The sequence below is a fragment of the Flavobacterium sp. genome (genome assembly GCF_044369455.1).
In the GTDB taxonomy this organism is placed as follows: Bacteria; Bacteroidota; Bacteroidia; order Flavobacteriales; family Flavobacteriaceae; genus Flavobacterium.
On sequence record NZ_JBIPLW010000020.1, the window covers coordinates 1 to 22,281 of the forward strand.

Consider the following 22,281-nt stretch of genomic DNA (forward strand, 5'->3'; position numbering starts at 1 on the left):
GTAAAGAACGGTCCTGTTACTGGATCTGTTCCTGCTGCTTTTCGAATACGGAAAATGTATCCTGTAGCATTCAACCCTACATTAGCAGAGATGGTACCATTCAAACTAGTTAACGTAGCACCACATGAACCTGTAGACAACGTAATCGCAGGTACAGCCGGTGGCGTTACAGTCATTGTATTTCCTTGATACGCCAATACCTCATCATTGATAACCGCTGCTGCACTAATGGTATACGTTGCCGTATACGAACGCATCGGTCCTGGAATCGTTACATAACGCGTTGGTAAAGTAACCTCTTGAACCTCGTTTGCTTGACCTGCTTGAATCTTAGTAATGATAAAGCGATACTTAAGATTCGTATACGGTGACAATGAATACGGTAACGCTGCCACTGCATTTGTAAATACAGTTAACGTAGCCGTAGTTGCTGTCATGTTTACTGTAGGAATTGTACAACCTTCATTAACTGTTGCATCACAGTCGTCATCAATTCCGTTAAAACATATTTCTGAAACTCCTGGATTAATTGATGTAACAGCATCGTTGCAATCACCACCACCCGGTAAAGTAGCTGAAGTCCAACCAGCTCCCACTGGAGAAGTACATTGTGTGGCGGTGCTGGAATAATAACCATCGCCATCCGCATCTAAATACCAAGTAGGTTGAGGGGTTACCGTAACTGTTTTAGCATCCGATACTAAACTAAAAGTTCCAGCAGCATTAGCGACTTGAACAGAATAATTTCCTGAAGTACTTACCGCAATACTTTGAGTAGTAGCTCCCGTTGACCATAAATAACTAGTTCCGATACTTGAAGTTAAAACAACACTTCCACCTGAACAGAAAGTTGTTGGACCACCTGCAGTAATGGTTGGTGTGGCTGGTACTGTTGTATCAATAGTAACCGATGAACCATTGGTAGTGGTAGTTCGCGAAGCAGTATTTCCTGAAGGATCACTAATTCCGATTGAAAAAGTTACAACTCCGTTAGTATCACCACCAACAACTGTTCTAGTAGCACTCCAAGAAGTTCCGCTACCGCTAACACTAGCAGTCAGACCCGCAATAGTTACAACAGGTGTAGCAAATAGCGTTTCTGATGTTGTAAAAGTCAAAGTTATAGTATCGCCCGCTTTTGCTAATGAAGAAGTGACATTATTTGAAGCTATTGTTGCTGTAGAAACCGATGGCGCTACTGTATCTATAGTAACAGCTGAACCACTAGTAACTGTAGTTCGAGAAGCCGAACAGCCAGCAGCATTTGAATAGGATATAGAAAAAGCTGCTGCTCCATTAACGTCTCCACTAACAATTCTTGTGGCACTCCAAGAAGTACCGCTTCCAGTAACGACTGATGAATTACCATTAATTGTAACCAATGGCGTACTTGCCAGAGTTATAGATGTCGTAAATGATAATGTAATAGTATTTCCATTTCTAGCCAATAAAGGATTCACATTATTAGAAGTCATAATCGCGGTAGGAACGGTTGGTACAATATTAGAAAAACTACTTGCACTAGTTACAGAACCACCCAGACCTGTAACAGCTATAGTACCAGATGTACCGGCAACAACAGTAGCCGTGATTTGGGTATCACTATTTACAACAAACGAACTCACAGCGACACCGCCAACACTTACTGCTGATGCACCTTCAAAATTGGTTCCTGTAATAGAAATTGAAGTCTGACCACTACAACCAGAAGTAAATGAGGTAATAGTTGGAGGATTAGCTTTGAAAAAATAGATATTATCAAAATAAAAAGTTCCAGGTCCTCCAATTGCCTGAAGCATTACAAGATTAACAGAACCAAAGCCACCAGTATAAGATGACGCTGGTATATTTAAACGAGTCCATTGACCATTGGGAGTACTAAAGGGACCAGCAACACCATTTACCTGAAGATTCATAGTGGTTGTAGTTGAAGATGTGGTAAAAACATCGACATGAATATGGGTCATAGCACTAGCAGCAGCTGAGCCTGCAAATGCAACTTGAGTATTATTAAGACTAGTAGCAAGTCTAGTATTATTCGAACTAATTGGAACTTCAGTTGAGGTATTCCAGTTTAGACCAGTAAATGCAATTGCATACGTATCGGTATAAAGACCTCTAACATCTCCAGCAACCCTTGCAGGAGGTATAGGTGCTGCTATCAATGCCGTTGGAGTGCCAGTAGTTGTTAACGCACTTGCTGTTAGATAATTATAAGTGCCTGAATTTGCACCATCCCAAGTATAAGGAACAAGTAATAAGTTATACAACGCACCACCTGTTAAACCTGAAATGGCAGTCGTCACTGCAGGTACTCCTGTAACATTTCCAACATTTACAAAAAAACTTCCAGCTCCAACTGTAGGAGCGGTACCATTAGCCGAAGTTAAAGTTGGACTTCCTCCCGTTCTGTAAATAACTAAATACCCTTTATTGGAGGCACCACTTCCCGGGAAGCCTGCGTTATTCCAATTTGCCGTTAAAGAAAGAGTGCCTGCTGTGGTTGAAAAAGATGTGGGCTGCGAGGATGGCGGATTGGATAGTGTCCAAAAACTACTCTCAGAGCTTATATTTGTTCCAGCAGTATTTGTAGCATAACCAGCATAATAGTAGCGTGTTTGAGGTGAAAGTCCAGTTATTGGTTGTGTATATAATCCTAATGAAGTATTTCCTTCTGGTGTTTTAGTATCTCCAGAAGCTATTGGTGTAGTAGTTTTTACAATGACTCCTCGTGCCGAAATAGTTGTTGCAGGTGATCCTGCAGTTGAAAGTGTAGCACCTAAAGTTGCAGTAGTTGTGCCAAATGTTGTAGCTGTTGGTAAAGTTAATTGCGGAAGCGCAGCATTGGCTACAAAAACTTGTAAAGACACATCATCAATATTTACAGTGGATGCCACAGAACCACCCATATCAAAAATAACACGACTGCTAGGAGAGTTGTTAAAGTTACATGTAAAATTATAAGTATAGGTTGTTAGAGTCGCAGTTAATGCTGGTGTAGTTACAACTACTGCAGCAAATGGGTTTGCTGACTGACCAATACCAACAACTATAGTTTTAGTCCCCACACTTGCCGATGCTTTAAATGAAAGCGTATAGGTAGTACCATTGGTTAAATTCAATGGGTAACTTATATTTCTATCATAAACGTTTGCTGTAACAGGAACAGCAATTGTATAAAATCCACCCGAAGCACTACCTGTGCCACCAAAAGTGGTCCACTGAGTAGTGTTGTTAAGTGAAAAATTCCTGTTGCTGCCAAGAAGTTCTTGGGCTTGTCCTAATGAAACAGTCATCAGGAAAAATAATAAGAAAAATTTTTTCATAGTAAAATAATTTTAATTCATGTTAAAGATTGCGTAGGTTCTTAAAATATTTTGGATTATAAAAATAATAATTAACTTTAATTTTATTTTGTTGGGGCAACTGTATAAAAACTATACAAAATATTATTTGAATTAGTAAAAATTGTAATAAACGCAATATACGCAATCGTTGTAGTGATCCTTTAGACATCTGATTTTTTTTTTGTATGGTGAAAATAATCATTTAAACTATGTCTGTTGTGTTGATGTTGAGTTAATGTAAAGGAAACGATAGGTAAAAAATTGTTTTTTTATTTAGCTAAATAATTGATAGTGTAATTATTTAGGGTTTTTATTCCTAAAAATGAAATTAAGACTGTACTTATTAAGAATTTAATTTTTTTTTAAATTAAATAAAAAGAATAAAAACGAATACGTAATCGATTTAATAAAAAAACGCTAAATGCATCTAAAAAACTTTCTCTAATTAATTTAAGGAAAATTGTAAATTAGCTGATGGATATTTTTGTAAAAGCATCAATAATAATTCTAAAAAAACTACTATTATGAATCCAATTTTAAAAAACATTTTAGCCGTAGTACTTGGCCTATTTATTGGTGGTGCAATCAATATGGCCATTATCATGGTTAGCGGTTCTATTATAGCGCCACCCGAAGGAACTAATATAACTACTGCGGAAGGTTTGATAGCAGCAATGCCATTAATGGAGCCAAAACATTTTCTGATGCCATTTCTAGCGCATGCTTTGGGAACATTTGTTGGCGCTTTTATAGTAGCAAAGATTGCTGCAAATGACAAAATGACTTTTGCAATTCTTATTGGTTGTTGCTTTTTAGTGGGCGGTATAATGAATATTGTTATGTTACCTTCACCTCTATGGTTTACTATAGTAGATTTAGGATTGGCCTATATTCCAATGGCATACTTGGGTGGAAAGTTTGTTTTAAGAAAAAGTAAATAAACCCTACAATAAACCATTATATTTTCGAATAAACCATTCTGATGCTAGAGAAATGGCTATCAAAACCAAAAGCCAAATCCAGTCAATTAAAGGCGATTTTTTCACTAATGTTTTTTGAATCGCTTTATAACTTTCATCCGCCAAAAGTTGCTTTATTAAAGTATCTACTTGATTTGATAAATAGGCTTTTCCTTTGGTTTGATTGGCTAATTGATTTAGTTTGTTCCAATCTGGATTTACGAATTGTTTTTCTATATCAAAATCTAAAACTTCAAAACTACTGCCATACGTAGCATTTGAATTTAATTCTTTTACTGAAAAGGAATAATTTCCAGCCGATAATCCATCAAGATTTACTTTAAACGCATTTGAAGTGCGCAACAAATCGTAATTTTTTATCTGTTTAGTTTTGGTATTTGTAACGGTTATCGTTAGCCTTGCCTTTTCATCGATTTCATAATTTTTATTAAAGTATTGGGCTGTTATTTCAATGCCTTCACCCGAATTATAAAAGCGTTCGTGATTCACAACTAATGATTTTCTCGAGTTGTTTGAGGCTAAATATTGAATGGTTTTGTCTAAGAAAACATCAAAGTCGGCAAAACTTTTCTTGTCAACATACGTATTGGCTCTCCATTTCCAAATGTTTTCTCCAAATAAGAAAGCACTTCTTTTTCCTTGGTTTTCGGAAAATGTTAACAATGGTTGATTCGTTGGAATATTGCGTATAGTAGAAGTCAACAAAATAGTAATATTGCCCATTGCGGTAATCGCTCCAAAAGGATTTTCCAAAGGAGGAAATTGTTCAAAACCAATATTATCTAATGCAAAAAGATTAAACTGACTGTCAAAAGAAGCCAAATAATCTTCTTTTTGACCGCTCATTTTAAAAGTAAAGTACGTTTGATTTTGATTTAAAAAACCATAATCAGTATCATTTCCAGTGATGATCCAAGTGTTGATTTTAGCGTTTATATTTTGATCAAAAACAGATTTGAATTCACCGTTTGGCTGGTATAGTATTAAAATATTGTAATCCGTTAATAAATTGATTTGGTTTGGTTTAAGAATAGTTACTTTCCTTTGAGCATTAGATTCGATACTTCGCTTTATTGCTCCCAAATCTGGATGAGAAATAGAAGAAATTAAAGCTACTTCTGTTTTTTGATCGATTACTTCTACTGCAAAATTTTTGGTGTTATTATAGGTGTTTTTTTCCTGTTCTTTTGAGGATATAGTAGCTTTAAAAAGCTGCAATCCCACTTGATCAGCAGGAAGTAAAAGAGTTACTGTTGCTGATTTTTTAGACTGAGAAAATACAATAGTTTGTTCATTAAAAACACTATTACCCTGCAAAATCTTAAATGTTGTATTGATACTTTTAGTTCCAGCATAATTCAAAAAAACTTCAACAGGAAATTTATTCTTGTGAAAAGCATATTTATTGACATTTAATTGTGTAATTCTTAGATCTAAATACGTTGCCGTGTCTCCTACTACCATAGGATAAACTTTATTATCCGGATTAAATCCGAAAACGTAATCCTCACCCGATGTTTGATTTCCATCCGTAATTAAAACCGATGGGAAAAACTGGTTTTTGTAGATGTTTTTAATGCTTTTGGCAACCACATCAATGTTGGTTTGTGAACCTTTGAAATCAATGGTATCTTTTGGAAGAAATTCAGTATCAAACTGATAGGTTTGAATCTCAAACTTATCTGTTACTAACTTATTTTCTGATAGCTTTTGGAATACTTCCATTGCTGATTTATCGGCTTTCAAATCTGCTATAGAAGCGGAATTATCAATAATAATAGGTAAAGGCGTTTTAACGGTCTCAACCGTTTTTCTTGAAATGATTGGATTAATTAATAGTAGTAATAATCCAAAAACAGAAATAAAACGCAAAAAAGCCAAAAGCAAGGTAACTTTTGATTTGCTTTTGATTTTATATAGATATTGATAAAATGATACACCGGCAGCAATTAATAGTGATACGAGTAATAACAGGATTGTTGTGGTGTTCATATTTAAAAGTTAATTGTTTTTGGTTTATGGTTTGTGGTTGGGAATTGTTAATAATAAACTATTAACCACAAACAACAAACATTAAGTAAGCATTCCTCCACAAACATTCAATACTTGCCCAGAAACATACGCACTCATATCCGAAGCAAAGAAAAGGCAAGCATTAGCAACATCTTCTGGAGTTCCACCACGCTTTAACGGAATAGAATCTCTCCACCCTTGAACCACATCTTCGTTTAGTTTGGCAGTCATTTCGGTTTCAATAAATCCAGGTGCAATGGCGTTACAACGAATATTTCTAGATCCTAATTCTAAAGCTACTGATTTGGTAAACCCAATCATTCCTGCTTTGGATGCAGCATAATTGGCCTGACCGGCATTGCCCTTCACTCCTACTACACTACTCATATTCACGATAGAACCTTTACGGTTTTTCAACATGATTTTTTGAACGGCTTTGGTCATATTGAATACTGACTTCAAATTGATTTCAATTACTTTATCAAAATCTTCTTCACTCATTCGCATTAAAAGATTGTCTTTTGTAATTCCAGCATTGTTGATTAAAACGTCCACATTTCCGAATTCAGCCATAACATCATCCACTAGTTTTTGCGCTTCGTTAAAATCGGCTGCATTTGATTGATATCCTTTGGCTTTGATTCCCATTGCTGATAATTCGTTTTCTAATACTAATGCCGACTCGGCAGATGAACTGTAGGTGAACGCTACATTGGCTCCATGTTGTGCAAATACTTTTGCAATTCCGCTTCCAATTCCTCTACTCGCACCAGTTATAATGGCTACTTTTCCTTCTAATAATTTCATTTAATAAAGATTAGTTTTGATTTAATCCACTGCGCTCCATACAAATCGGCTGCGCCTCGGGTGTTTTATTGAAAGGTCAAATATAGAATAATTTATAGTTAGTAAAAAATCATTTAGTATCATTGTAACTTTAAAACAACTTAAATGATTCAAAACCAATTCCATTTTGAAAAATTATATAACGAGTATAAAACGCTAGTGTATAATGTGGCATTGAATTATTTGCAAAACATAGAAGATGCAGAAGAAATTACTCAAGATGTATTTGTAAAAGTGTATCATTCACTGGAAAAATTTAATCAGAAATCATCATATAAAACCTGGATTTACCGTATAACTATCAATCGATGTTTGGATTGTAACAAGCAAAGAAACAGTCAAAAACGCTTTTTTATTTTTGGAAAGAAAAGCCAAAACGAAACGGAATACCTTACTACTGCCAATTTTGAGCATCCAGGAATTTTGCTGGAAAATCAAGAGGATGCAGCGATTCTTTTTTCAGTTATTAATACACTTACTGAAAATCAAAAGACTGCATTTCTGCTTTCTAAACTTGATGGATTATCAAATCCTGAAATAGCCGAGATTATGCAATTGAGCATTTCTTCTGTAGAATCCCTAATTTTTAGAGCAAAAGTAGCGCTACAGGATAAATTGTCTGAAAAATTCAACACCTACCGCAAGAAAAAATAATAACATTCGTCAAAGTAATAACTGAACTTCTGAAATGAATTCAAAATAAATAAATGCAGCACAAGCATGGAAAGAAATAATTGGATTGCAACCATTTTGAAAAGCACTAGCGGCATTGCACCTGTTGTGCCAACTGATGATTTATTTATAAAAATTCAACAAAGAATTCAACTGCAAAGTAACGTTTCATCAAAAACAGTTTGGCTAGTAGCCGGGTCAATTGTGGTTTTAGTACTGCTAAACTTTTCAACTTTAGCATCAAAAACCAAGCAAAAAACAAGCTCAACTACAGCATATTTAGAAATGACTGTAAATAAAAGTAACCAGTTATATCAATAACAATGGAAAAAACTAAACTATTAACCATAACCGTAATCGGATTATTATTGCTCAATTTTGGTACATTAGGATTTTTATTTTTTACTGGTACAAATGAACACAGACCTCCACATGGAGGCAGACCGGAACCTAAAGCAATCATAATAGAAAGATTGCATTTTGATGCTATACAGCAAAAGGAATATATCAAATTAATCCAATGGCATCGTGGAGAAATTGAGAAATTAGACGGGAATATTCGAGAGGCTAAAAATGAATTGTATTCGCACTTAAGTCAAACCGAAACCAATGTAAAAGCAAAGGACAGTTTGATTGCTGCGATAAATTCATATCAAAAACAAGTAGAGGAAACACATTTCAAACATTTTGAAGACATCAAGAAACTTTGTCGTAAAGATCAGTTGGAAGATTATACTGATTTGACCGAAGACTTTTCTAGAATATTTGCTCCAAAACCAAAAGGAAGAAGACATGACTAAAAAAGGATTACATATTGTTTTCCTTTTTATATTTTGCTTTCAGGTTTTTTCCCAAAGCAAAAATGATTCGTTAGCAGTTAATTTTCATTTAGAATTTGACAAACTTCCATTGCAGCTTAATAAAAAATATGTTTCTGCTACAAAAGATACTTTGAGCATTGACATTTTTAGATGTTATATTTCAAATATTCAAATTCAGTATGAAGACAAAACAGTTTTTGAACAAAAAAACAGCTATCACCTACTCGATTTTGACAATCCCAATTCGTTTCATATTCCAATCACCAAAAAAAGCGATACGTTAATTTCTAAAATCACTTTTAATATTGGAATTGACAGTTTAACCAATACTTCAGGAGCAATGGCAGGTGATTTAGATCCAATAAAAGGGATGTATTGGGCTTGGCAAAGTGGTTATATCAATATGAAAATAGAAGGTAAAAGCTCTAGTTGTAATCCCCAAGCATCGGGAAGAAAGAATGAATTTCAGTTTCATATTGGGGGTTATCTCCAACCCTATTATGCCATGCGGAAAAAAGTGATTGCGGTTAACCATAATGGCGATATTACTATTGCTATTGATGTTTCCATCTTTTTTGCAGAAATTGAATTATCCAAAACAAATTCGGTTATGATTCCGGGTAAAACGGCTATGGAATTATCGGATACTATGGCTAAAATGTTTTATCTAGAATGAAAAACCAATTATACATATTGTCCCGAAGTTTCGGTATTGGAATTTGTCTTGTTGGAATTTTGTCTTTTTCTGATATATTCACTACACCTTTATATTTAGAAGTACCCAAAGGTTGGCCTCAATCAAAATACGATTTCAAGAAAAACCCTTTAACAGAAGAAAGTTTCCAACTGGGCAGGCATCTATTTTACGACCCAATTCTCTCTCGAGACAACACAATTTCCTGTTCCAGCTGTCATTTGCAACAAACCGGATTTACCCATGTGGATCATCAATTAAGCCATGGCATTGAGGGAAAAATTGGTACACGTAATTCGATGGCATTAATAAACTTAGCTTGGAATAAAGACTTTATGTGGGATGGCGGCGTTAATAATCTTGAAGTGCAAGCCATTAATCCCATTACTAGTCCAACAGAAATGGATGAAAAGCTAGAAAATGTGGTTGCTAAATTGCAAAATAGCCCAAAGTATATAACATTATTTGCCAAAGCTTATGGCGATGATAAAGTAACTAGCCAACGAGTACTAAAAGCATTAGCACAATATACCGTGATGCTCAAATCTTCCAATTCAAAGTATGACAAAGTAATGCGAAAAGAAGAAAGTTATACTAAACAAGAGCAACACGGTTATGATTTGTTTAAAACGAATTGTGCGTCGTGTCATAAAGAACCACTTTTCGCTGACGATAGATTTGAGAAAAATGGTTTAGCACTAGATGAAACGCTGAATGATTTAGGCAGAATAAAAATCACAGGAAAGACAGAAGATAAAATGCGCTTCAAAATTCCAACATTACGCAATATACAATTTACGTTTCCCTACATGCACGATGGTCGATTTAAAACCTTAACCGAAGTCATAAAACAATACAATTCCTTAGGAAATGATAAAAGTTTGCCAAAGGAATTAGCCAAACCCATGAATTTATCCGATAACGACAGAGTAGATTTAGTGGCGTTTTTACAAACCTTAACCGATAAAGAATTTCTTTTTGACAAACGATTTGGTTTTCCAAGAGAATAATTTTTAAATCTTTCGCAAGAATAAAAATAATGTTGCGTCTAACATGTTATATACCTAAAATTATGAAAAAAGTACTATTCATTTTCCTTATTTCGAGTTACACTTTTGCCCAAACCAATCCAGCCATTACAGGATGGTTAATCAACACAACCGGAATTACAGGTCGTCATTACGTTGCAGGTAACTCTACTCCTATTGTGGATGCAGTGCAAGCAAACGTGCAAACGGTGCAATACAACGCAACGTATTCGTATATTTCAGCAACAGGAATTCCTGCTTATATTACAGGTCCTTTTCAAGATGGTAATCCCTCTTTAGCCATAGCACAAAATAAAATTTTCAGAATTCCATTAGCTCCGGTTCAAGGAACAGGAACAGTAGCAACCACCGGAGGAAACATTGGTGTTTTTAAAAACGGAGTGGCATTATTTGATTATCGTGATGGTGTAGCTTGGAGTTCCACCACTAACGCATTGTGTGGTGGTCCAGGAAATCCCCCTTGTGCCGGTGGTCCAGGTTCAACACAAGCATGGAATAGAGATGCCATTCCAGCAGAGCGCGCTGGTTTTGATTGTGCCAAAGCACATCCTGCTATGGGAAATTACCATCATCATCAAAATCCAAGCGCTTTTAATCTAGATTTGGTTGTTCTTTCTAATGTTTGTGCTACCTATCCTGCTGATGGGTTGTATGTAATTAATCCTGCCCAACATTCGCCTTTATTAGGATTTGCCTATGATGGTTTTCCGATATATGGCGCTTACGCCTATACCAATACAAATGGCACTGGAGCCATAACCCGAATGAAATCGAGTTACCAATTAAAGTCGTATCCAACAGGATTAAGAACGAATGGGCCAGCAATCAATCAAGTGGTTGGAACACAAACTTTTTTTAATGGGTATTTCAGAGAAGATTATGAATATATCAACCATTCAGGAGATGCAACCTTTTTGGATTCTCATAATGGTAGAGTTTGTAATACACCTGAATATCCAGCTTCACTTTATCCAAACGGAATTTATTGCTATTTTGCTACCGTAGATGCCAATCATAATTCGGCGTATCCTTATGTGGTTGGACCTACATTTTATGGCAACATCACCGTTTCAACCGTAACATCTGTTCCAGGCGGAACAACAACTTTGACATCAAACACATTTGAAAATTCTGATTTAAAAGTTACTATTGCTCCAAACCCAGCATCAGAATTTATAGCCATTCAAACTCCAATGGCTGAAAATGATATGGATGTTTATTTGATCAATGAATTGGGACAAATAGTAAAAACTAGCCAAATTTTGCAAGGCAGTACCTTAAGTATTATTGAAACCGATACGGTTTATAATGGCATTTATTTTGTGAAAGTTACTGATGGGAAAAATGATAAAACGGTAAAAGTTATCATTACTAAGTAGTTTTTATAGTTTAGTTGCCTTACTCTCATTTAACAATCGAGACAATATCAGTTCTTCTTGTTGTAACAGTTCTTCTTGTAACTGTAGTTTTAAAATTTGCAGTGGGGCGTTTTCATTAAATTCCTTTTCTGCTTTGTCTTTTAAAATTTTTAATGCACCCGGATGTATCGCATACTTTATATCTGTTGGTTCTGATAGGAAATCAATCAGTATAATTTGCTTACATGTAGCTTCGTAATCTTTCTGTAAGCGATCCAACTTACGTTTACATCGAATTTGTCGGAATTCATTATCCTTTAATACGTCAGTAAGAAATTTATTTTTTATCAGTTCCTGTGTCTCAACGTTTTTTGATTCTTTCGAAATTGAAACTTCATCAGTCAAAATAAAGCGTTCTATTTGACTCAGTCGTATCAGAGCATTTGTAGATAAATCTCTTAGACCTAATTCATACAGTGCATATTGGCTTCGGCTAGTATTCAAAATCATAGCCATATCTTTTTGCGTAAGTTTTAATTTTTTTCTAAAGTTTTCTTTATTTTTCATTTTTGTAACATTTATTTTGTAACAATCTGAATTGTTACCGATATTTTGTTACAAGAACTAAACAAATAAAGTGCCAAAGATTTAAATTTTAAAAGAAACCTAACGGGGCTTTTTTGAGATCGATGTAAAATTTTCAACGTATTGTATTTTTTTTCTAACGTGAGTTGGAGCTGAAAACTCAGTATTTGAGATTTCCAGACTTTGAGATTTCTAACTTGATGGATAAGGAAAAATATTTTATACATTTGAAAAAAAAAAACGAAGTAAACATGTCACTATCGTACGAAATTGGGTGTGTACGTATTCAAAACATGCGAAAATTAAAACCAACCTTACTTAAAAAACATACGGATGAAATACTTATTAATACTAATTATCCTAATTCCTTTAAAGACAATTTCTTGTTCTGCATTTTTTAGTGACGGACAAACAAAATATTTTGCGAAAAATTTTGATTGGGGTTCTGGACAAGGATATATCATCAAAAATGTAAGTGGACAAAAAAAGTTTGCTTATGGACTTAGAGGTTTAAACCAAGCCAATTGGACTTCAAAATATGGTTCAACAACCTTTAATCAAATTGGCAAAGAATTCCCTTATGGTGGTATGAATGAAAAAGGTTTAGTTGTTGAGCAACTTTGGATGGCTGAAAGTATGTATCAAGATAATAAAAATCAAACTCTATCAGAACTTGAATGGATACAGTATCAGCTTGATAATTATTCGACAATTGACGAGGTAATTTTGAATATAAATAATTTGACGATAAAGCCGATTGTAACTATTCACTATTTTATAGCAGACAGAAATGGAAATTCAGCAGTAATTGATTTTGTTGAAGGTAGCACCATTGTAAATAAAAAACAGGGATTAAATCAAGTAATTACTAATGAAACTTTAATTAATTCGGTTAAATACTTTGAACTCAACAAAACAAAAATAGATAAAGATTCAAGAACTCATTTTGACAGATATTGCCAAATAAAAAACAGCTTGTCGAATACAGAAATTGAAAACCCAAATCAGGCATTTGAAATTTTGAATAACAGTTCTGAAAATAAGGTAAATTATAAAACCTATTGGACGATAGTATACGATTTGAGTAATTTGAGGATCTACTTTAAATCGTTTGATAATATAAATGTTAAGGAATTTATCCTTTCTGAAATAAATTTTGACCCAAATTCAATGCTAGAAGCATCTAAAATCAATCAAGATTACTTTAAACTTGAAAATTATACTTTTGAAACGAATAAAACTTTGTTCACAACATCAATAAAAATGATGAACTTAAAAATGGATGAAGAATTAGGTGCAATCCACCAAATGACGCCAAACCAAAATAGAATAGACAAAATTTATCAAAATAATTATATTGACCTAACAATTATATTTTATTCTAAATCAGCAAAAGGGAATATTTACTTTACCCTAATGAATGGAGAAGAAAGTTTCAACAAAAGAAGAGGCATAAAAAGTGGACTATTACCAATACAAAAAACTGAAAACAAAAAGATAATTTATGGAGTGCCCAAAGGAGAATTTGCATTAGCATGTTATCAAGACACTAATCTTGACAAAAAAATAGACACAAAAATATTTGGAATACCTAAAAATTATGGGTTTTCTGGAAACAAGAGAGGATTTTTTGGAACACCACCAAAATATAAGGATGCAAAAATTGACTTTATTACTGACACTGAAATAATAATAAAAATCAAATAATCTTCGCATAATAGAAGTTTGGCAAAATGACAGGTTTAGTGCTAAGTTGAACATTCGGTTTTTTAATAAACATTAGTGCAAAATTGAAAGTAAGTGCTCCTAAATCCGCGACTTCGCCAAGTCGGAACGTTATGCAACACTTTTAAACACCTGCATTTTATTATGAAATATTTAGTTACAGTTCTTTTGTTTTTTCTTTTTACATGTCCACGTGAAGATGAATACTCTATTACAATATATAATAATTCAGACAAAGCAATATATACTCGAGCATTTTTAGATTCAGAAAATGAATCCTTTAATCAGTTAATAAAGAGCAATCATGAAATAGTTATTGGAGTTAGAATTACTAAAGAAAACATGCAAAGATTAAATAGGAATCCAACACAAAAATTTGTGTCTATAGTTTATTTTGACTCTCTTGAAGACTTAAGTCCAGACGTTCATATTGACCAATTAAAACTAGAAAACTATATTGTCAAAAAGTACTCAAAAGAAGAATTGGAAAAGTTAAACTGGCAATTAAATTATAAATAAAAAGCGTCGCATAACAGCCGTTTCAAGAAATGGCGAAAATTGTGCAAAATTCACATTTTATTTTCGCAAGAATTTTTATCTTTAACAGAAAATATAAAGTTCCGAACTTCGCAACAGTCGTGTTGCCGCGGGACGTTGTAGCTAATGTTTTCAGACGTTGAACTTAAATAAGAAACCTTGAATAAGATTTTAAAATTTATTTTTCCTAAACTTTTTCTTTCCGAGGAAGAAAAAAATGAAATCATAAAAGATTTAAGAGTAAATACAAACTTCATGACTAAAGAACAAATGTTGAGAAAAGACAGTTCTTTTAAAAAAGAGGTAGAATTTAAGCTTGAAAAAGGTGAAGTTAAATCGATTTTAATTCCTGATTTTGGCAATCATACTGGGTTTAAAATAACTAAATGGTATTTCAAAACTGGAAGTAATGTAAAGGCAGGAGATATCATTTGCAACATAGAAAATAAAAAATTAACAATGGAATTGGAGTCCATCTATGATGGAAAATTAATATCAATAAACCAAACCAAAGAAGAGTTAGCTACAGGCGTGGAAATTTGTAAGGTTGAAGGAATATAATACTAGCTACAACAGCCGTTTAGCGCAATAGCTCGTTCCGTTTTTCTTAGCCGGAAATTACTAAGTTGAAATTTTGTTTATCTTTAGAACAAATCATTAAAAAAGTCGCTACTGCGCTAAGCCGCTGCACGTTAGTATTAATTGCCCGGCGACTGCATAAATCGAGAAATATTTATTTAAAAATGTCAAATCCAAATTCTCTAATAATAACAGAATATATTGCGTCAATAGACGTTGAATTCAAACCAACAATTGAACTACTTCGCGCAATTTTTCTAAATTCTGATATAGAAATTGCAGAACATATTAAATGGAATTCTCTTAGTTTTTATTATAGTGGAGAAATGAAAGAATTTGACGCGAAGGAATACAAACGGGATTTGGCAGTGATAAATTTACACCGCAGGAAAATTTTGATTGTTTTTCCAACAGGAAATAAAATTGAAAAAGAAACTGGATTGAGCGGCAAAAATTATCCTGACGGAAGAAAGATTGTTGAAATTCTAAATTTAGAAGATGCTAAGCAGAAAACAGAAAGTTTAAAAAAAGGAATTAAAAATTGGTTGGCCCAAATTGATAAATAGGCAACTACCTACAACAGCCGTTCCTAAGTAAAGCAACGATAAGTTATTAACAACTTTTGAGAGGGTTATATTTTGGTTTTTTTTAGAGTTCAATAGCCCGTCATACGGCTTGTTGGTAAAGTGGGCAAATAACATTTGTCCGCCTAAGGCAAGGACATAAAATGTTAGAACGAAATACTGCTCGCTTTTTGCAAAAGCAAACTTCTGGAAAGTGTCGGGATGTTGTATGGTTTAAGTAAGAAAAACATTTTTTCTTACAAGTATTTTTTTATATTTGTTTGTAGATTGTGGAAGTTTTTTCACGGTCTGACGTTGTAGGACAGTTGTAACCGCAGAAAAAAAACCAAAAGAATTAATATAAAAAAACTAAATATTATGAAAAATCTATTAAAAAGTACCTTGTATTTATTTGTTTTTGCTTTAGCTGGAATTTTATTCCAAATAAGTTGTTCGAATTCTGATGATCAAAATGAGAACTCAAATAATTCCCAAATGAATAAAATAGTTTATGTAAAAAGAGTTGGACTAAATAAAGAGCTTTGGGTTTCTAATTATGACGGAACAAACCAAACTCAAATTATAGTTAATTTTCCAGCAAATGTTAATTTTAGCTATGTTAGTAATGGAACAAACCCGAGAATCTCTCCAGATGGTCAAAAACTTTTTTTTGTTGGAGTTAATTCTTCAGGCACCAGTTATGCTGCAATATATTCATGTAATATAGACGGTAGTAATTTACAAGAAATTGTTCCGATAGCAAATAATGAAGATATTGAAATTGGAGTCGCATATTAAAACTGCCGCAAACAGCGGTAGCTGTTGCACAACCCCATAAAAAAAAATACTATTTCAAAATAATTCCAAAAAAGACCTTTTTTAAAGTAATTTAAAGAAGGTTTATTTTTTAGTAATAGTTCAAAATTGTATTATGCTGAGTGTTTACCATAGAGTTTTTAAAGTCCAAAAAGAACCCAAAGTGTCGGGATGTTGTATGGTTTAAGTAAGAAAAACATTTTTTCTTACAAGTATTTTTTATATTTGTTTGTGGATTGTGAAAGTTTTTCACGGTTTGACGTTATCGGTAATTATTATCACGTTTCCGTTAAAAATTTCGTTAAAAATTACGCAAAAAGTTGCGGAATTACAAAAGATCCTTATATTTGCATCATCAATTCCCCGCACGCCTCTGTTACAAGCGCAATTTGCGGGGCTTTTTTATTTTTATACCTTACCTAAATGAAATATGAAAAAAAGCCATTCAGTTGTGAAGAACATGTAGAGATTTTAAAAGACCGAGGGTTAAAAATTCCTAATGAAGAGAGGGCAATTAAATACTTAAATACCGTTGGATATTTTAGATTAACGGGCTACATGTATCATCTGCAAGAAAATGATGGAACACATAAATTCAAAGGAGAAGTTTCCTTTGATGACATAATTAATCTCTATCAGTTTGACAAAAAATTACGAGGAATAATTAATGAGTATTTAGAGCGTGTAGAGGTAGCACTACGCGCAAAATTGACAAATTACTTTAGTGTAAATCACGGTTTCTTTTGGCTAGCAAACAAGGATTTATTTGCGGATTTAGTTTTATATGGTGGAATTATTGATGAAATAACAGAGGACTTTGTTGATCCTCAAGAAAGCTTTTTAAAATCTTTTAAGCTGAAATATACTTCTGAATCATTTCCCCCATCAAATATGGCTTTAGAAACCCTGACAATGGGAAAATTAACACGTTTGTATAAAGCTTTGAAAAATGATACAGAAAAAATGCAAATTGCTAGTGATTTTAATGTACCATCAAGCATTTTAACTTCTTGGATAATTTATTTGACGAATGTGAGAAATATTTGTGCACATCACGCCAGACTTTGGAATAAAAGAGTTACAGCAGACCAGCCATTAATTCCATCACGCGAAAAATACAAGTTCAAGGGAGAAATAACTTCCAATTTTCATATAGCTATTTATGGTATAATTTCTTTAATAAATAGGCTTTTGTCATCATTCAATCCTGAAAATTCATTTATCAAAAGAATAGAACAAATTATTGAAGAACACAATATAGATACTTCGCTAATGGGATTTCCGGAAAATTGGAAGAAAGTGGCAACGTGGCATAATGAATAAATAACTACCACTAACAAGCAGTAGCTGTTGCACAACCCCAATAAAAAAATACTATTTCAAAATAATTCCAAAAAAGACCTTTTTTAAAGCGATTTAAAGAAGGTTTATTTTTTAGTAATTGTTCAAAATTGTACTATGCTGAGTTTTTACAATAGAGTTTTTAAAGTCCAAAAAGAACCCAAAGTGTAGGGATGTTGCATGGTTTAAATAAGAAAACATTTTTTCTTACAAGTATTTTTTATATTTGTTTGTGGATTGTGGAAGTTTTTCATGGTCTGACGTTATAAGCTATTTTAAAACAAATTTGCATCATATGAAATATCTTTTATACTTCGCTTTTTTGCTTTTAATTGGTTGTAAAAATTCAACAGACAAAAATGAAATAATTAGAAACCAAGTTGTAACTGACAAAGATATTTATGAAATTGTAAATTTTGTGGTTAGAGAACAAGATAGTCTTTTAAGAAAAGACGGAATTAAAAATAATCCTTATAAATATATTATTGACAGAGATGCTGAACCGCTTTTAGACAAAAGAGATAGTGTTTGCATTCATAAGCTAGACACAATATTTTCCAAAGAAGACTTGATATTTATTAATGCTCAAATTCAAAATCGCAAGAATTTTAAGTTCACTGGAAAATTCATAAATTCAAAAAAGGTTTTATATCGTGAAGTTTTAGATTCAATAATGAAAGAAAGTGCCAAAACAAATTATCAAAAACATCCACGCAAAATTTACGAAGAAATATTTGGTTCTGATATGTTTTACACTATTGGTTTACCAGTCTTTTCAAAAGATAAAAATACTGTATTGGTAAAATTTGGTGGAGATGGTAGTGTATTCATAGCAGTGTACAAAAGAATAAATAATAGATGGAAATTTTGCTATTATGTTACCACTTGGATAGTTAAAAAAAACAGCACACAACAGCGGTTCCTATGTAAAGCACCATAAAGTTATTAACAACTTTTGAGAGCCTCTCGTCCTAAAATAGGTTGACTAAAAATTAAACACTTTTAGTATCCTATGGAAACAAACAAAAAACAACCCTGCCGAAAAAATGAGTATCAAAAAATAAGCTTTGATCTCAAACTTTCCATCATTGACGAAATTAATAATGGACAAATCTCTGCCAACTATGCTTCTAAAAAATATGGCATTTCTCGTGGAACTCTTGCCTATTGGATTAAGAAATTATCTAACTTTGAATCCAAATCAAAAGCTATGAGTAAGAACGTTGAATTAAAAAAACTACGGGAACGTATTGAAGAATTGGAGTTTGTGAAAGACTTCCAACAAGATATTATCGCTGATTTTGAAAACATTACAGGAGAGTATCTTTCAAAAAAGTATTTGCCCGAGGCATTAGCAAAAGAGATAGAGAAAAAGCGACTAAACCTTTCAAAAAAAAGTGGCTCTATCAATGCTTCGGAATAAGCAAACAAGCTTATTATCAAAGAATTAAATATGATTTTATCAAAGAACAACAAAACAAAGTTGTTCTGGATTTAGTACGCAAAATCAGAATCAAAATGCCTAAAACTGGTACAAGAAAACTAATGGAACACATTCAAATTGATTTAATTAATAACGATATCAAAATGGGAAGAGACGCTTTATTCAACTTACTTCGAAGTTATGGTCTATTGGTTAAGAAAACCAAACGTTTTCACATTACAACCGATTCTAAGCACTTCTTTTTCAAATCCCCTAACCTACTCAAAGATTTGACTTTAAACCACGCAGAACAAGTCTTTGTAAGCGACATTACCTATATCAAGATTGATGGTGGTCATTCCTATTTAGCTTTAGTGACTGATGCTTACTCAAAAAAAATTATGGGTTGGAAATTAGATGATAATATGAAAGTATCTTTGGTTAAAGAAGCTTTAGCAATGGCTTATAAAAACTGTATTCACAAACATAAAAACATCATTCATCACTCTGACAGAGGGATACAATATTGCTGCCCAGATTTCTCTGAATTTGCTCAAAATAAAGCGTTTATATTGAGCACAACTCAGCAATATGATCCATATGAAAATGCAGTAGCGGAAAGAATTAACGGAATTTTAAAATACGAATTTGGACTAAAAAAAACTATCAAGAATATTGAAATTGCTACAAAAATGGTGGAACAAGCTGTGAAAATTTACAATAACGAAAGATTACACTGGAGTTTGGATTTAAAAACTCCTCAAAAAGTACATGAACAATATGATAAACAACCTTATAAATCCTATGCACGAAAGGTTGCGTAAGGAATGTTGGTAACTTTTTTAAAACCCGAAGGGAATTTTTTAAAAAAAGTTATCAATGTTCCGATTACAAATCCGTATTTTTGATTTAATTAATAACCTAAAAATGGTCAACGTATTTTAGGACATGACACAACTAACTTAAAATCGAGTAAAATACATTGTTTTAGCATTTCAAAATATTTTCCATTAATACGGTCATCCCCCAATATGTATCTAAGATTTTCTGCTCTTTTCACTAGTTCATCAATCGTTGTTTCACTGTGATATAAAAAAGGAATAGCAGTTTCATAAATACCTTCGTTCAATCTATTTACGTCAACATATCTACTTGCGTAGGTTAGAATTTTAAAATTTGTTTGCATTGTTTTCAGAATTAAGCCGAAGTGATAACAGCAGGTAATCGCTATTGTGGCTTCGGGTTTGATTTATAATTTATTTTGTACTTTTGTGTTTGTTGTTTAATCGAAAGTTATGGAGTGCTTAAACCACAACATCGTTTACCTGCGGAACGTTAGCAGTTATACTCGAAAAACCAAACCTGATAATGGAAAATGTAATTTTTAATGGCGTGAAGATTTCAACTTGGTTAGAATATATACTGTTGAAATTTAACGACATAAAGCATTTTGAAATTGACCAAGAAAACGAAAATTATATTTTAGTAAAAAGTAAAACAAACAATACTGAAATATGGTTTATTGAATATGACGAAATAAACCAAACAATCACTGATTGTCAATATTCAAATAAAGACTGTAAAAGTTGGAGTGGAGAAACTTGTCAAATAGATTATGAAAAATACGGAACATTTACACAAGAAAATTTAAATGCAGTTGACAAAACTTTAGAAACGCCAATTTATAACGGTTGGTATTCAGAAGATTATTATATCGGGAATGATTTGTTCAAAGCAGTTTCGTACACTGACAAATACAAAACTAGACGAATACTAACTTATACATCAGGTGGAATAGGTTGTTTAGTATTTCTTCTTACTCCATTTTCAAAAATTATTGAATATTTAATGAAAAAAGGAATATTTGGAAGTTGTGAAAGAATTATAATTGAACCAATCGTTAAAAAATAAGTACAACTGCTAACAGCCGTTTCTCGCAATTGCGAATTTTGTAGTACCTTCACGTTTACGTTTCGCAAGAATTTTTATCTTTAACGGAAAATAATTCGTTCCGAAGTTCGCAACTGACGAGAAACGGCGGAACGTTGTGCGTCAGTTTGGCGGAACGAAAACAGAAATAAAAATGAAAAAAATAATTTTATATTCTCTATTATTATTCTCAAAAATTGTTTTTTGTCAATCAGTCGACAATAATGAAAAATATTTTAAATTTCAGTATGATACAATTGTTGAAAAAACATTTGTACTAGATTTAGAAAAACTATTTGACAAAACTCAAATAAAAGAATTAGATAATCTAACTGCTGAATTTGAAAAAGAAACTTCAATTGAAATTGCAATAATAACATTTGACGATAAATACAAATCTGATGAAGATTTTCACCAAAATACGCTTTTTGTAGCGAACTGGATTGGGATTGGAAAAAAAGAACTTAATAATGGAATTCTAATTGGTATTTCAAAAAAATCAAGAAAAATAAGAATTGAAAATGGTGATGGAATTGTTACAATTCTAACTGATGAAGAAACTAAATCTATAATTGACAAGTCATTTATTCCAAACTTTAAAGAAAAAAAATATTTTGAAGGAACTAAAGAAGGACTAAAAAAAATTATTGAACACTTAAAAATGAAACTAAAAAAATAAAACCGAACGCACAACAGCGGTTACACGCTATTGCGAATTTTGTGGTAACTTCACGTTCACGTTTCGCAAGAATTATTATCTTTAACGGAAAATAAACGTTTACGAAGTTCGCAACAGTCGTGTAGCCGCGGGAACGTTATGTGTAACCTTATGACGACAACAAAACAGACAATTATAACATGAAAAAAGCAGTAATTGTAGCATTTGACAAGTTCACGGACATTGATATTTTTTTAGCTTGGGACTTACTTAACCGAGTTAAATTTCGTGACAAAGAATTTCAAGTAAAAATTGTTGGGACAGAAACGACCCATAAATCTGTAT

The 22,281-nt window shown here is 32.8% G+C and carries 23 protein-coding genes; 18 read left to right on the forward strand and 5 right to left on the reverse strand.

Going from position 1 to position 22,281, the window contains the following annotated elements; all coding sequences use genetic code 11:
- Positions 1-3,326 (reverse strand): beta strand repeat-containing protein (locus ACIQ2L_RS12945; RefSeq protein WP_396159480.1); only part of this gene is annotated, 3,326 nt, incomplete at its 3' end.
- A gap of 545 nt (positions 3,327-3,871) precedes the next feature.
- On the opposite strand from ACIQ2L_RS12945, the gene ACIQ2L_RS12950 reads away from it, so the two are divergent.
- Complete coding sequence (locus ACIQ2L_RS12950) at positions 3,872-4,288, forward strand: hypothetical protein (RefSeq protein WP_396159483.1); 417 nt, start codon at positions 3,872-3,874, stop codon at positions 4,286-4,288.
- Positions 4,289-4,291: 3 nt separating this feature from the next.
- Here the strand turns inward: ACIQ2L_RS12950 and ACIQ2L_RS12955 are convergent, their stop codons facing one another.
- Both ACIQ2L_RS12955 and fabG read right to left on the reverse strand, forming a co-directional pair.
- A complete protein-coding gene (locus tag ACIQ2L_RS12955; RefSeq protein WP_396159485.1) occupies positions 4,292-6,319 on the reverse strand; it encodes a hypothetical protein in 2,028 nt (675 codons plus the stop codon).
- A gap of 81 nt (positions 6,320-6,400) precedes the next feature.
- Positions 6,401-7,147, reverse strand: a complete 747-nt coding sequence (fabG, locus tag ACIQ2L_RS12960) for a 3-oxoacyl-[acyl-carrier-protein] reductase (protein ID WP_396159488.1) — start codon at positions 7,145-7,147, stop codon at positions 6,401-6,403.
- 144 nt (positions 7,148-7,291) lie between these two features.
- Here fabG and ACIQ2L_RS12965 point away from each other — a divergent pair, with 144 nt between their 5' ends.
- The 6 genes from ACIQ2L_RS12965 to ACIQ2L_RS12990 all read left to right on the forward strand — a co-directional run bounded on the left by ACIQ2L_RS12965 (position 7,292) and on the right by ACIQ2L_RS12990 (position 11,801).
- The gene (locus tag ACIQ2L_RS12965) at positions 7,292-7,840 is read left to right on the forward strand and encodes an RNA polymerase sigma factor (RefSeq protein ID WP_396159490.1); all 549 of its coding nucleotides are present in this window, start codon (positions 7,292-7,294) and stop codon (positions 7,838-7,840) included.
- A gap of 66 nt (positions 7,841-7,906) precedes the next feature.
- On the forward strand, positions 7,907-8,179 hold the full coding sequence (locus ACIQ2L_RS12970) for a hypothetical protein (RefSeq protein WP_396159492.1): 273 nt from the start codon (positions 7,907-7,909) through the stop codon (positions 8,177-8,179).
- 2 nt (positions 8,180-8,181) lie between these two features.
- The gene (locus tag ACIQ2L_RS12975; RefSeq protein ID WP_396159494.1) at positions 8,182-8,658 is read left to right on the forward strand and encodes a hypothetical protein; all 477 of its coding nucleotides are present in this window, start codon (positions 8,182-8,184) and stop codon (positions 8,656-8,658) included.
- A complete protein-coding gene (locus ACIQ2L_RS12980) occupies positions 8,651-9,355 on the forward strand; it encodes an MbnP family protein (protein ID WP_396159496.1) in 705 nt (234 codons plus the stop codon). The genes ACIQ2L_RS12975 and ACIQ2L_RS12980 overlap by 8 nt, the downstream gene beginning before the upstream one ends.
- On the forward strand, positions 9,352-10,383 hold the full coding sequence (locus ACIQ2L_RS12985) for a cytochrome-c peroxidase (protein WP_396159499.1): 1,032 nt from the start codon (positions 9,352-9,354) through the stop codon (positions 10,381-10,383). Before ACIQ2L_RS12980 ends, ACIQ2L_RS12985 begins: the two co-directional genes overlap by 4 nt.
- A 62-nt stretch (positions 10,384-10,445) precedes the next feature.
- Complete coding sequence (locus ACIQ2L_RS12990; protein ID WP_396159501.1) at positions 10,446-11,801, forward strand: YHYH protein; 1,356 nt, start codon at positions 10,446-10,448, stop codon at positions 11,799-11,801.
- A gap of 3 nt (positions 11,802-11,804) precedes the next feature.
- On the opposite strand, the gene ACIQ2L_RS12995 is transcribed toward ACIQ2L_RS12990, so the two are convergent.
- Entirely contained in the window at positions 11,805-12,347 is a 543-nt protein-coding gene (locus ACIQ2L_RS12995; protein WP_396159503.1) for a helix-turn-helix domain-containing protein, read from the reverse strand.
- Between the two features lie 351 nt (positions 12,348-12,698).
- Here ACIQ2L_RS12995 and ACIQ2L_RS13000 point away from each other — a divergent pair, with 351 nt between their 5' ends.
- The 9 genes from ACIQ2L_RS13000 to ACIQ2L_RS13040 all read left to right on the forward strand — a co-directional run bounded on the left by ACIQ2L_RS13000 (position 12,699) and on the right by ACIQ2L_RS13040 (position 20,173).
- Entirely contained in the window at positions 12,699-14,072 is a 1,374-nt protein-coding gene (locus ACIQ2L_RS13000; protein ID WP_396159505.1) for a DUF2141 domain-containing protein, read from the forward strand.
- Positions 14,073-14,234: 162 nt separating this feature from the next.
- Positions 14,235-14,609, forward strand: a complete 375-nt coding sequence (locus ACIQ2L_RS13005; protein WP_396159507.1) for a hypothetical protein — start codon at positions 14,235-14,237, stop codon at positions 14,607-14,609.
- Between the two features lie 177 nt (positions 14,610-14,786).
- On the forward strand, positions 14,787-15,188 hold the full coding sequence (locus tag ACIQ2L_RS13010) for a biotin/lipoyl-containing protein (RefSeq protein ID WP_396159509.1): 402 nt from the start codon (positions 14,787-14,789) through the stop codon (positions 15,186-15,188).
- 182 nt (positions 15,189-15,370) lie between these two features.
- Positions 15,371-15,772, forward strand: a complete 402-nt coding sequence (locus tag ACIQ2L_RS13015) for a DUF1801 domain-containing protein (protein ID WP_396159511.1) — start codon at positions 15,371-15,373, stop codon at positions 15,770-15,772.
- Between the two features lie 375 nt (positions 15,773-16,147).
- A complete protein-coding gene (locus tag ACIQ2L_RS13020; RefSeq protein ID WP_396159513.1) occupies positions 16,148-16,567 on the forward strand; it encodes a TolB family protein in 420 nt (139 codons plus the stop codon).
- Between the two features lie 441 nt (positions 16,568-17,008).
- Positions 17,009-17,908 carry an Abi family protein gene (locus tag ACIQ2L_RS13025; protein WP_396159516.1) on the forward strand — a complete coding sequence of 300 codons (900 nt, stop codon included), beginning with the start codon at positions 17,009-17,011 and terminating at the stop codon, positions 17,906-17,908.
- Positions 17,909-18,221: 313 nt separating this feature from the next.
- Positions 18,222-18,866 (forward strand): hypothetical protein, encoded by a 645-nt coding sequence (locus ACIQ2L_RS13030; RefSeq protein ID WP_396159518.1) that lies wholly within the window; start codon positions 18,222-18,224, stop codon positions 18,864-18,866.
- A 72-nt stretch (positions 18,867-18,938) separates the two neighbouring features.
- Positions 18,939-19,349: a transposase gene (locus ACIQ2L_RS13035; RefSeq protein ID WP_396159520.1), complete on the forward strand. Its 411-nt coding sequence runs from the start codon at positions 18,939-18,941 to the stop codon at positions 19,347-19,349.
- Positions 19,346-20,173 carry an IS3 family transposase gene (locus ACIQ2L_RS13040; RefSeq protein ID WP_396159528.1) on the forward strand — a complete coding sequence of 276 codons (828 nt, stop codon included), beginning with the start codon at positions 19,346-19,348 and terminating at the stop codon, positions 20,171-20,173. Before ACIQ2L_RS13035 ends, ACIQ2L_RS13040 begins: the two co-directional genes overlap by 4 nt.
- A gap of 107 nt (positions 20,174-20,280) precedes the next feature.
- Here the strand turns inward: ACIQ2L_RS13040 and ACIQ2L_RS13045 are convergent, their stop codons facing one another.
- Positions 20,281-20,535, reverse strand: coding sequence for a hypothetical protein (locus ACIQ2L_RS13045; RefSeq protein ID WP_396159522.1), 255 nt, complete (start codon positions 20,533-20,535; stop codon positions 20,281-20,283).
- 182 nt (positions 20,536-20,717) lie between these two features.
- On the opposite strand from ACIQ2L_RS13045, the gene ACIQ2L_RS13050 reads away from it, so the two are divergent.
- A complete protein-coding gene (locus ACIQ2L_RS13050; RefSeq protein WP_396159524.1) occupies positions 20,718-21,260 on the forward strand; it encodes a hypothetical protein in 543 nt (180 codons plus the stop codon).
- A 172-nt stretch (positions 21,261-21,432) separates the two neighbouring features.
- Positions 21,433-21,957 carry a TPM domain-containing protein gene (locus ACIQ2L_RS13055; protein WP_396159526.1) on the forward strand — a complete coding sequence of 175 codons (525 nt, stop codon included), beginning with the start codon at positions 21,433-21,435 and terminating at the stop codon, positions 21,955-21,957.
- Positions 21,958-22,281 lie beyond the last annotated feature (324 nt).

Bases quoted from the DNA above. Each gene is read 5' to 3' on its own strand.
- ACIQ2L_RS13025 (WP_396159516.1), top strand. From the start codon at position 17,009: ATGAAATATGAAAAAAAGCCATTCAGTTGTGAAGAACATGTAGAGATT.
- ACIQ2L_RS12965 (WP_396159490.1), top strand. From the start codon at position 7,292: ATGATTCAAAACCAATTCCATTTTGAAAAATTATATAACGAGTATAAA.
- ACIQ2L_RS13000 (WP_396159505.1), top strand. From the start codon at position 12,699: ATGAAATACTTATTAATACTAATTATCCTAATTCCTTTAAAGACAATT.
- ACIQ2L_RS12975 (WP_396159494.1), top strand. From the start codon at position 8,182: ATGGAAAAAACTAAACTATTAACCATAACCGTAATCGGATTATTATTG.
- ACIQ2L_RS13030 (WP_396159518.1), top strand. From the start codon at position 18,222: ATGAAATATCTTTTATACTTCGCTTTTTTGCTTTTAATTGGTTGTAAA.
- ACIQ2L_RS12995 (WP_396159503.1), bottom strand. From the start codon at position 12,347: ATGAAAAATAAAGAAAACTTTAGAAAAAAATTAAAACTTACGCAAAAA.
- ACIQ2L_RS13005 (WP_396159507.1), top strand. From the start codon at position 14,235: ATGAAATATTTAGTTACAGTTCTTTTGTTTTTTCTTTTTACATGTCCA.
- ACIQ2L_RS12985 (WP_396159499.1), top strand. From the start codon at position 9,352: ATGAAAAACCAATTATACATATTGTCCCGAAGTTTCGGTATTGGAATT.
- ACIQ2L_RS12970 (WP_396159492.1), top strand. From the start codon at position 7,907: ATGGAAAGAAATAATTGGATTGCAACCATTTTGAAAAGCACTAGCGGC.
- ACIQ2L_RS12950 (WP_396159483.1), top strand. From the start codon at position 3,872: ATGAATCCAATTTTAAAAAACATTTTAGCCGTAGTACTTGGCCTATTT.
- ACIQ2L_RS13015 (WP_396159511.1), top strand. From the start codon at position 15,371: ATGTCAAATCCAAATTCTCTAATAATAACAGAATATATTGCGTCAATA.
- ACIQ2L_RS13055 (WP_396159526.1), top strand. From the start codon at position 21,433: ATGAAAAAAATAATTTTATATTCTCTATTATTATTCTCAAAAATTGTT.
- ACIQ2L_RS13045 (WP_396159522.1), bottom strand. From the start codon at position 20,535: ATGCAAACAAATTTTAAAATTCTAACCTACGCAAGTAGATATGTTGAC.
- ACIQ2L_RS12980 (WP_396159496.1), top strand. From the start codon at position 8,651: ATGACTAAAAAAGGATTACATATTGTTTTCCTTTTTATATTTTGCTTT.
- ACIQ2L_RS13020 (WP_396159513.1), top strand. From the start codon at position 16,148: ATGAAAAATCTATTAAAAAGTACCTTGTATTTATTTGTTTTTGCTTTA.
- ACIQ2L_RS12955 (WP_396159485.1), bottom strand. From the start codon at position 6,319: ATGAACACCACAACAATCCTGTTATTACTCGTATCACTATTAATTGCT.
- ACIQ2L_RS13050 (WP_396159524.1), top strand. From the start codon at position 20,718: ATGGAAAATGTAATTTTTAATGGCGTGAAGATTTCAACTTGGTTAGAA.
- ACIQ2L_RS13035 (WP_396159520.1), top strand. From the start codon at position 18,939: ATGGAAACAAACAAAAAACAACCCTGCCGAAAAAATGAGTATCAAAAA.
- ACIQ2L_RS12990 (WP_396159501.1), top strand. From the start codon at position 10,446: ATGAAAAAAGTACTATTCATTTTCCTTATTTCGAGTTACACTTTTGCC.
- fabG (WP_396159488.1), bottom strand. From the start codon at position 7,147: ATGAAATTATTAGAAGGAAAAGTAGCCATTATAACTGGTGCGAGTAGA.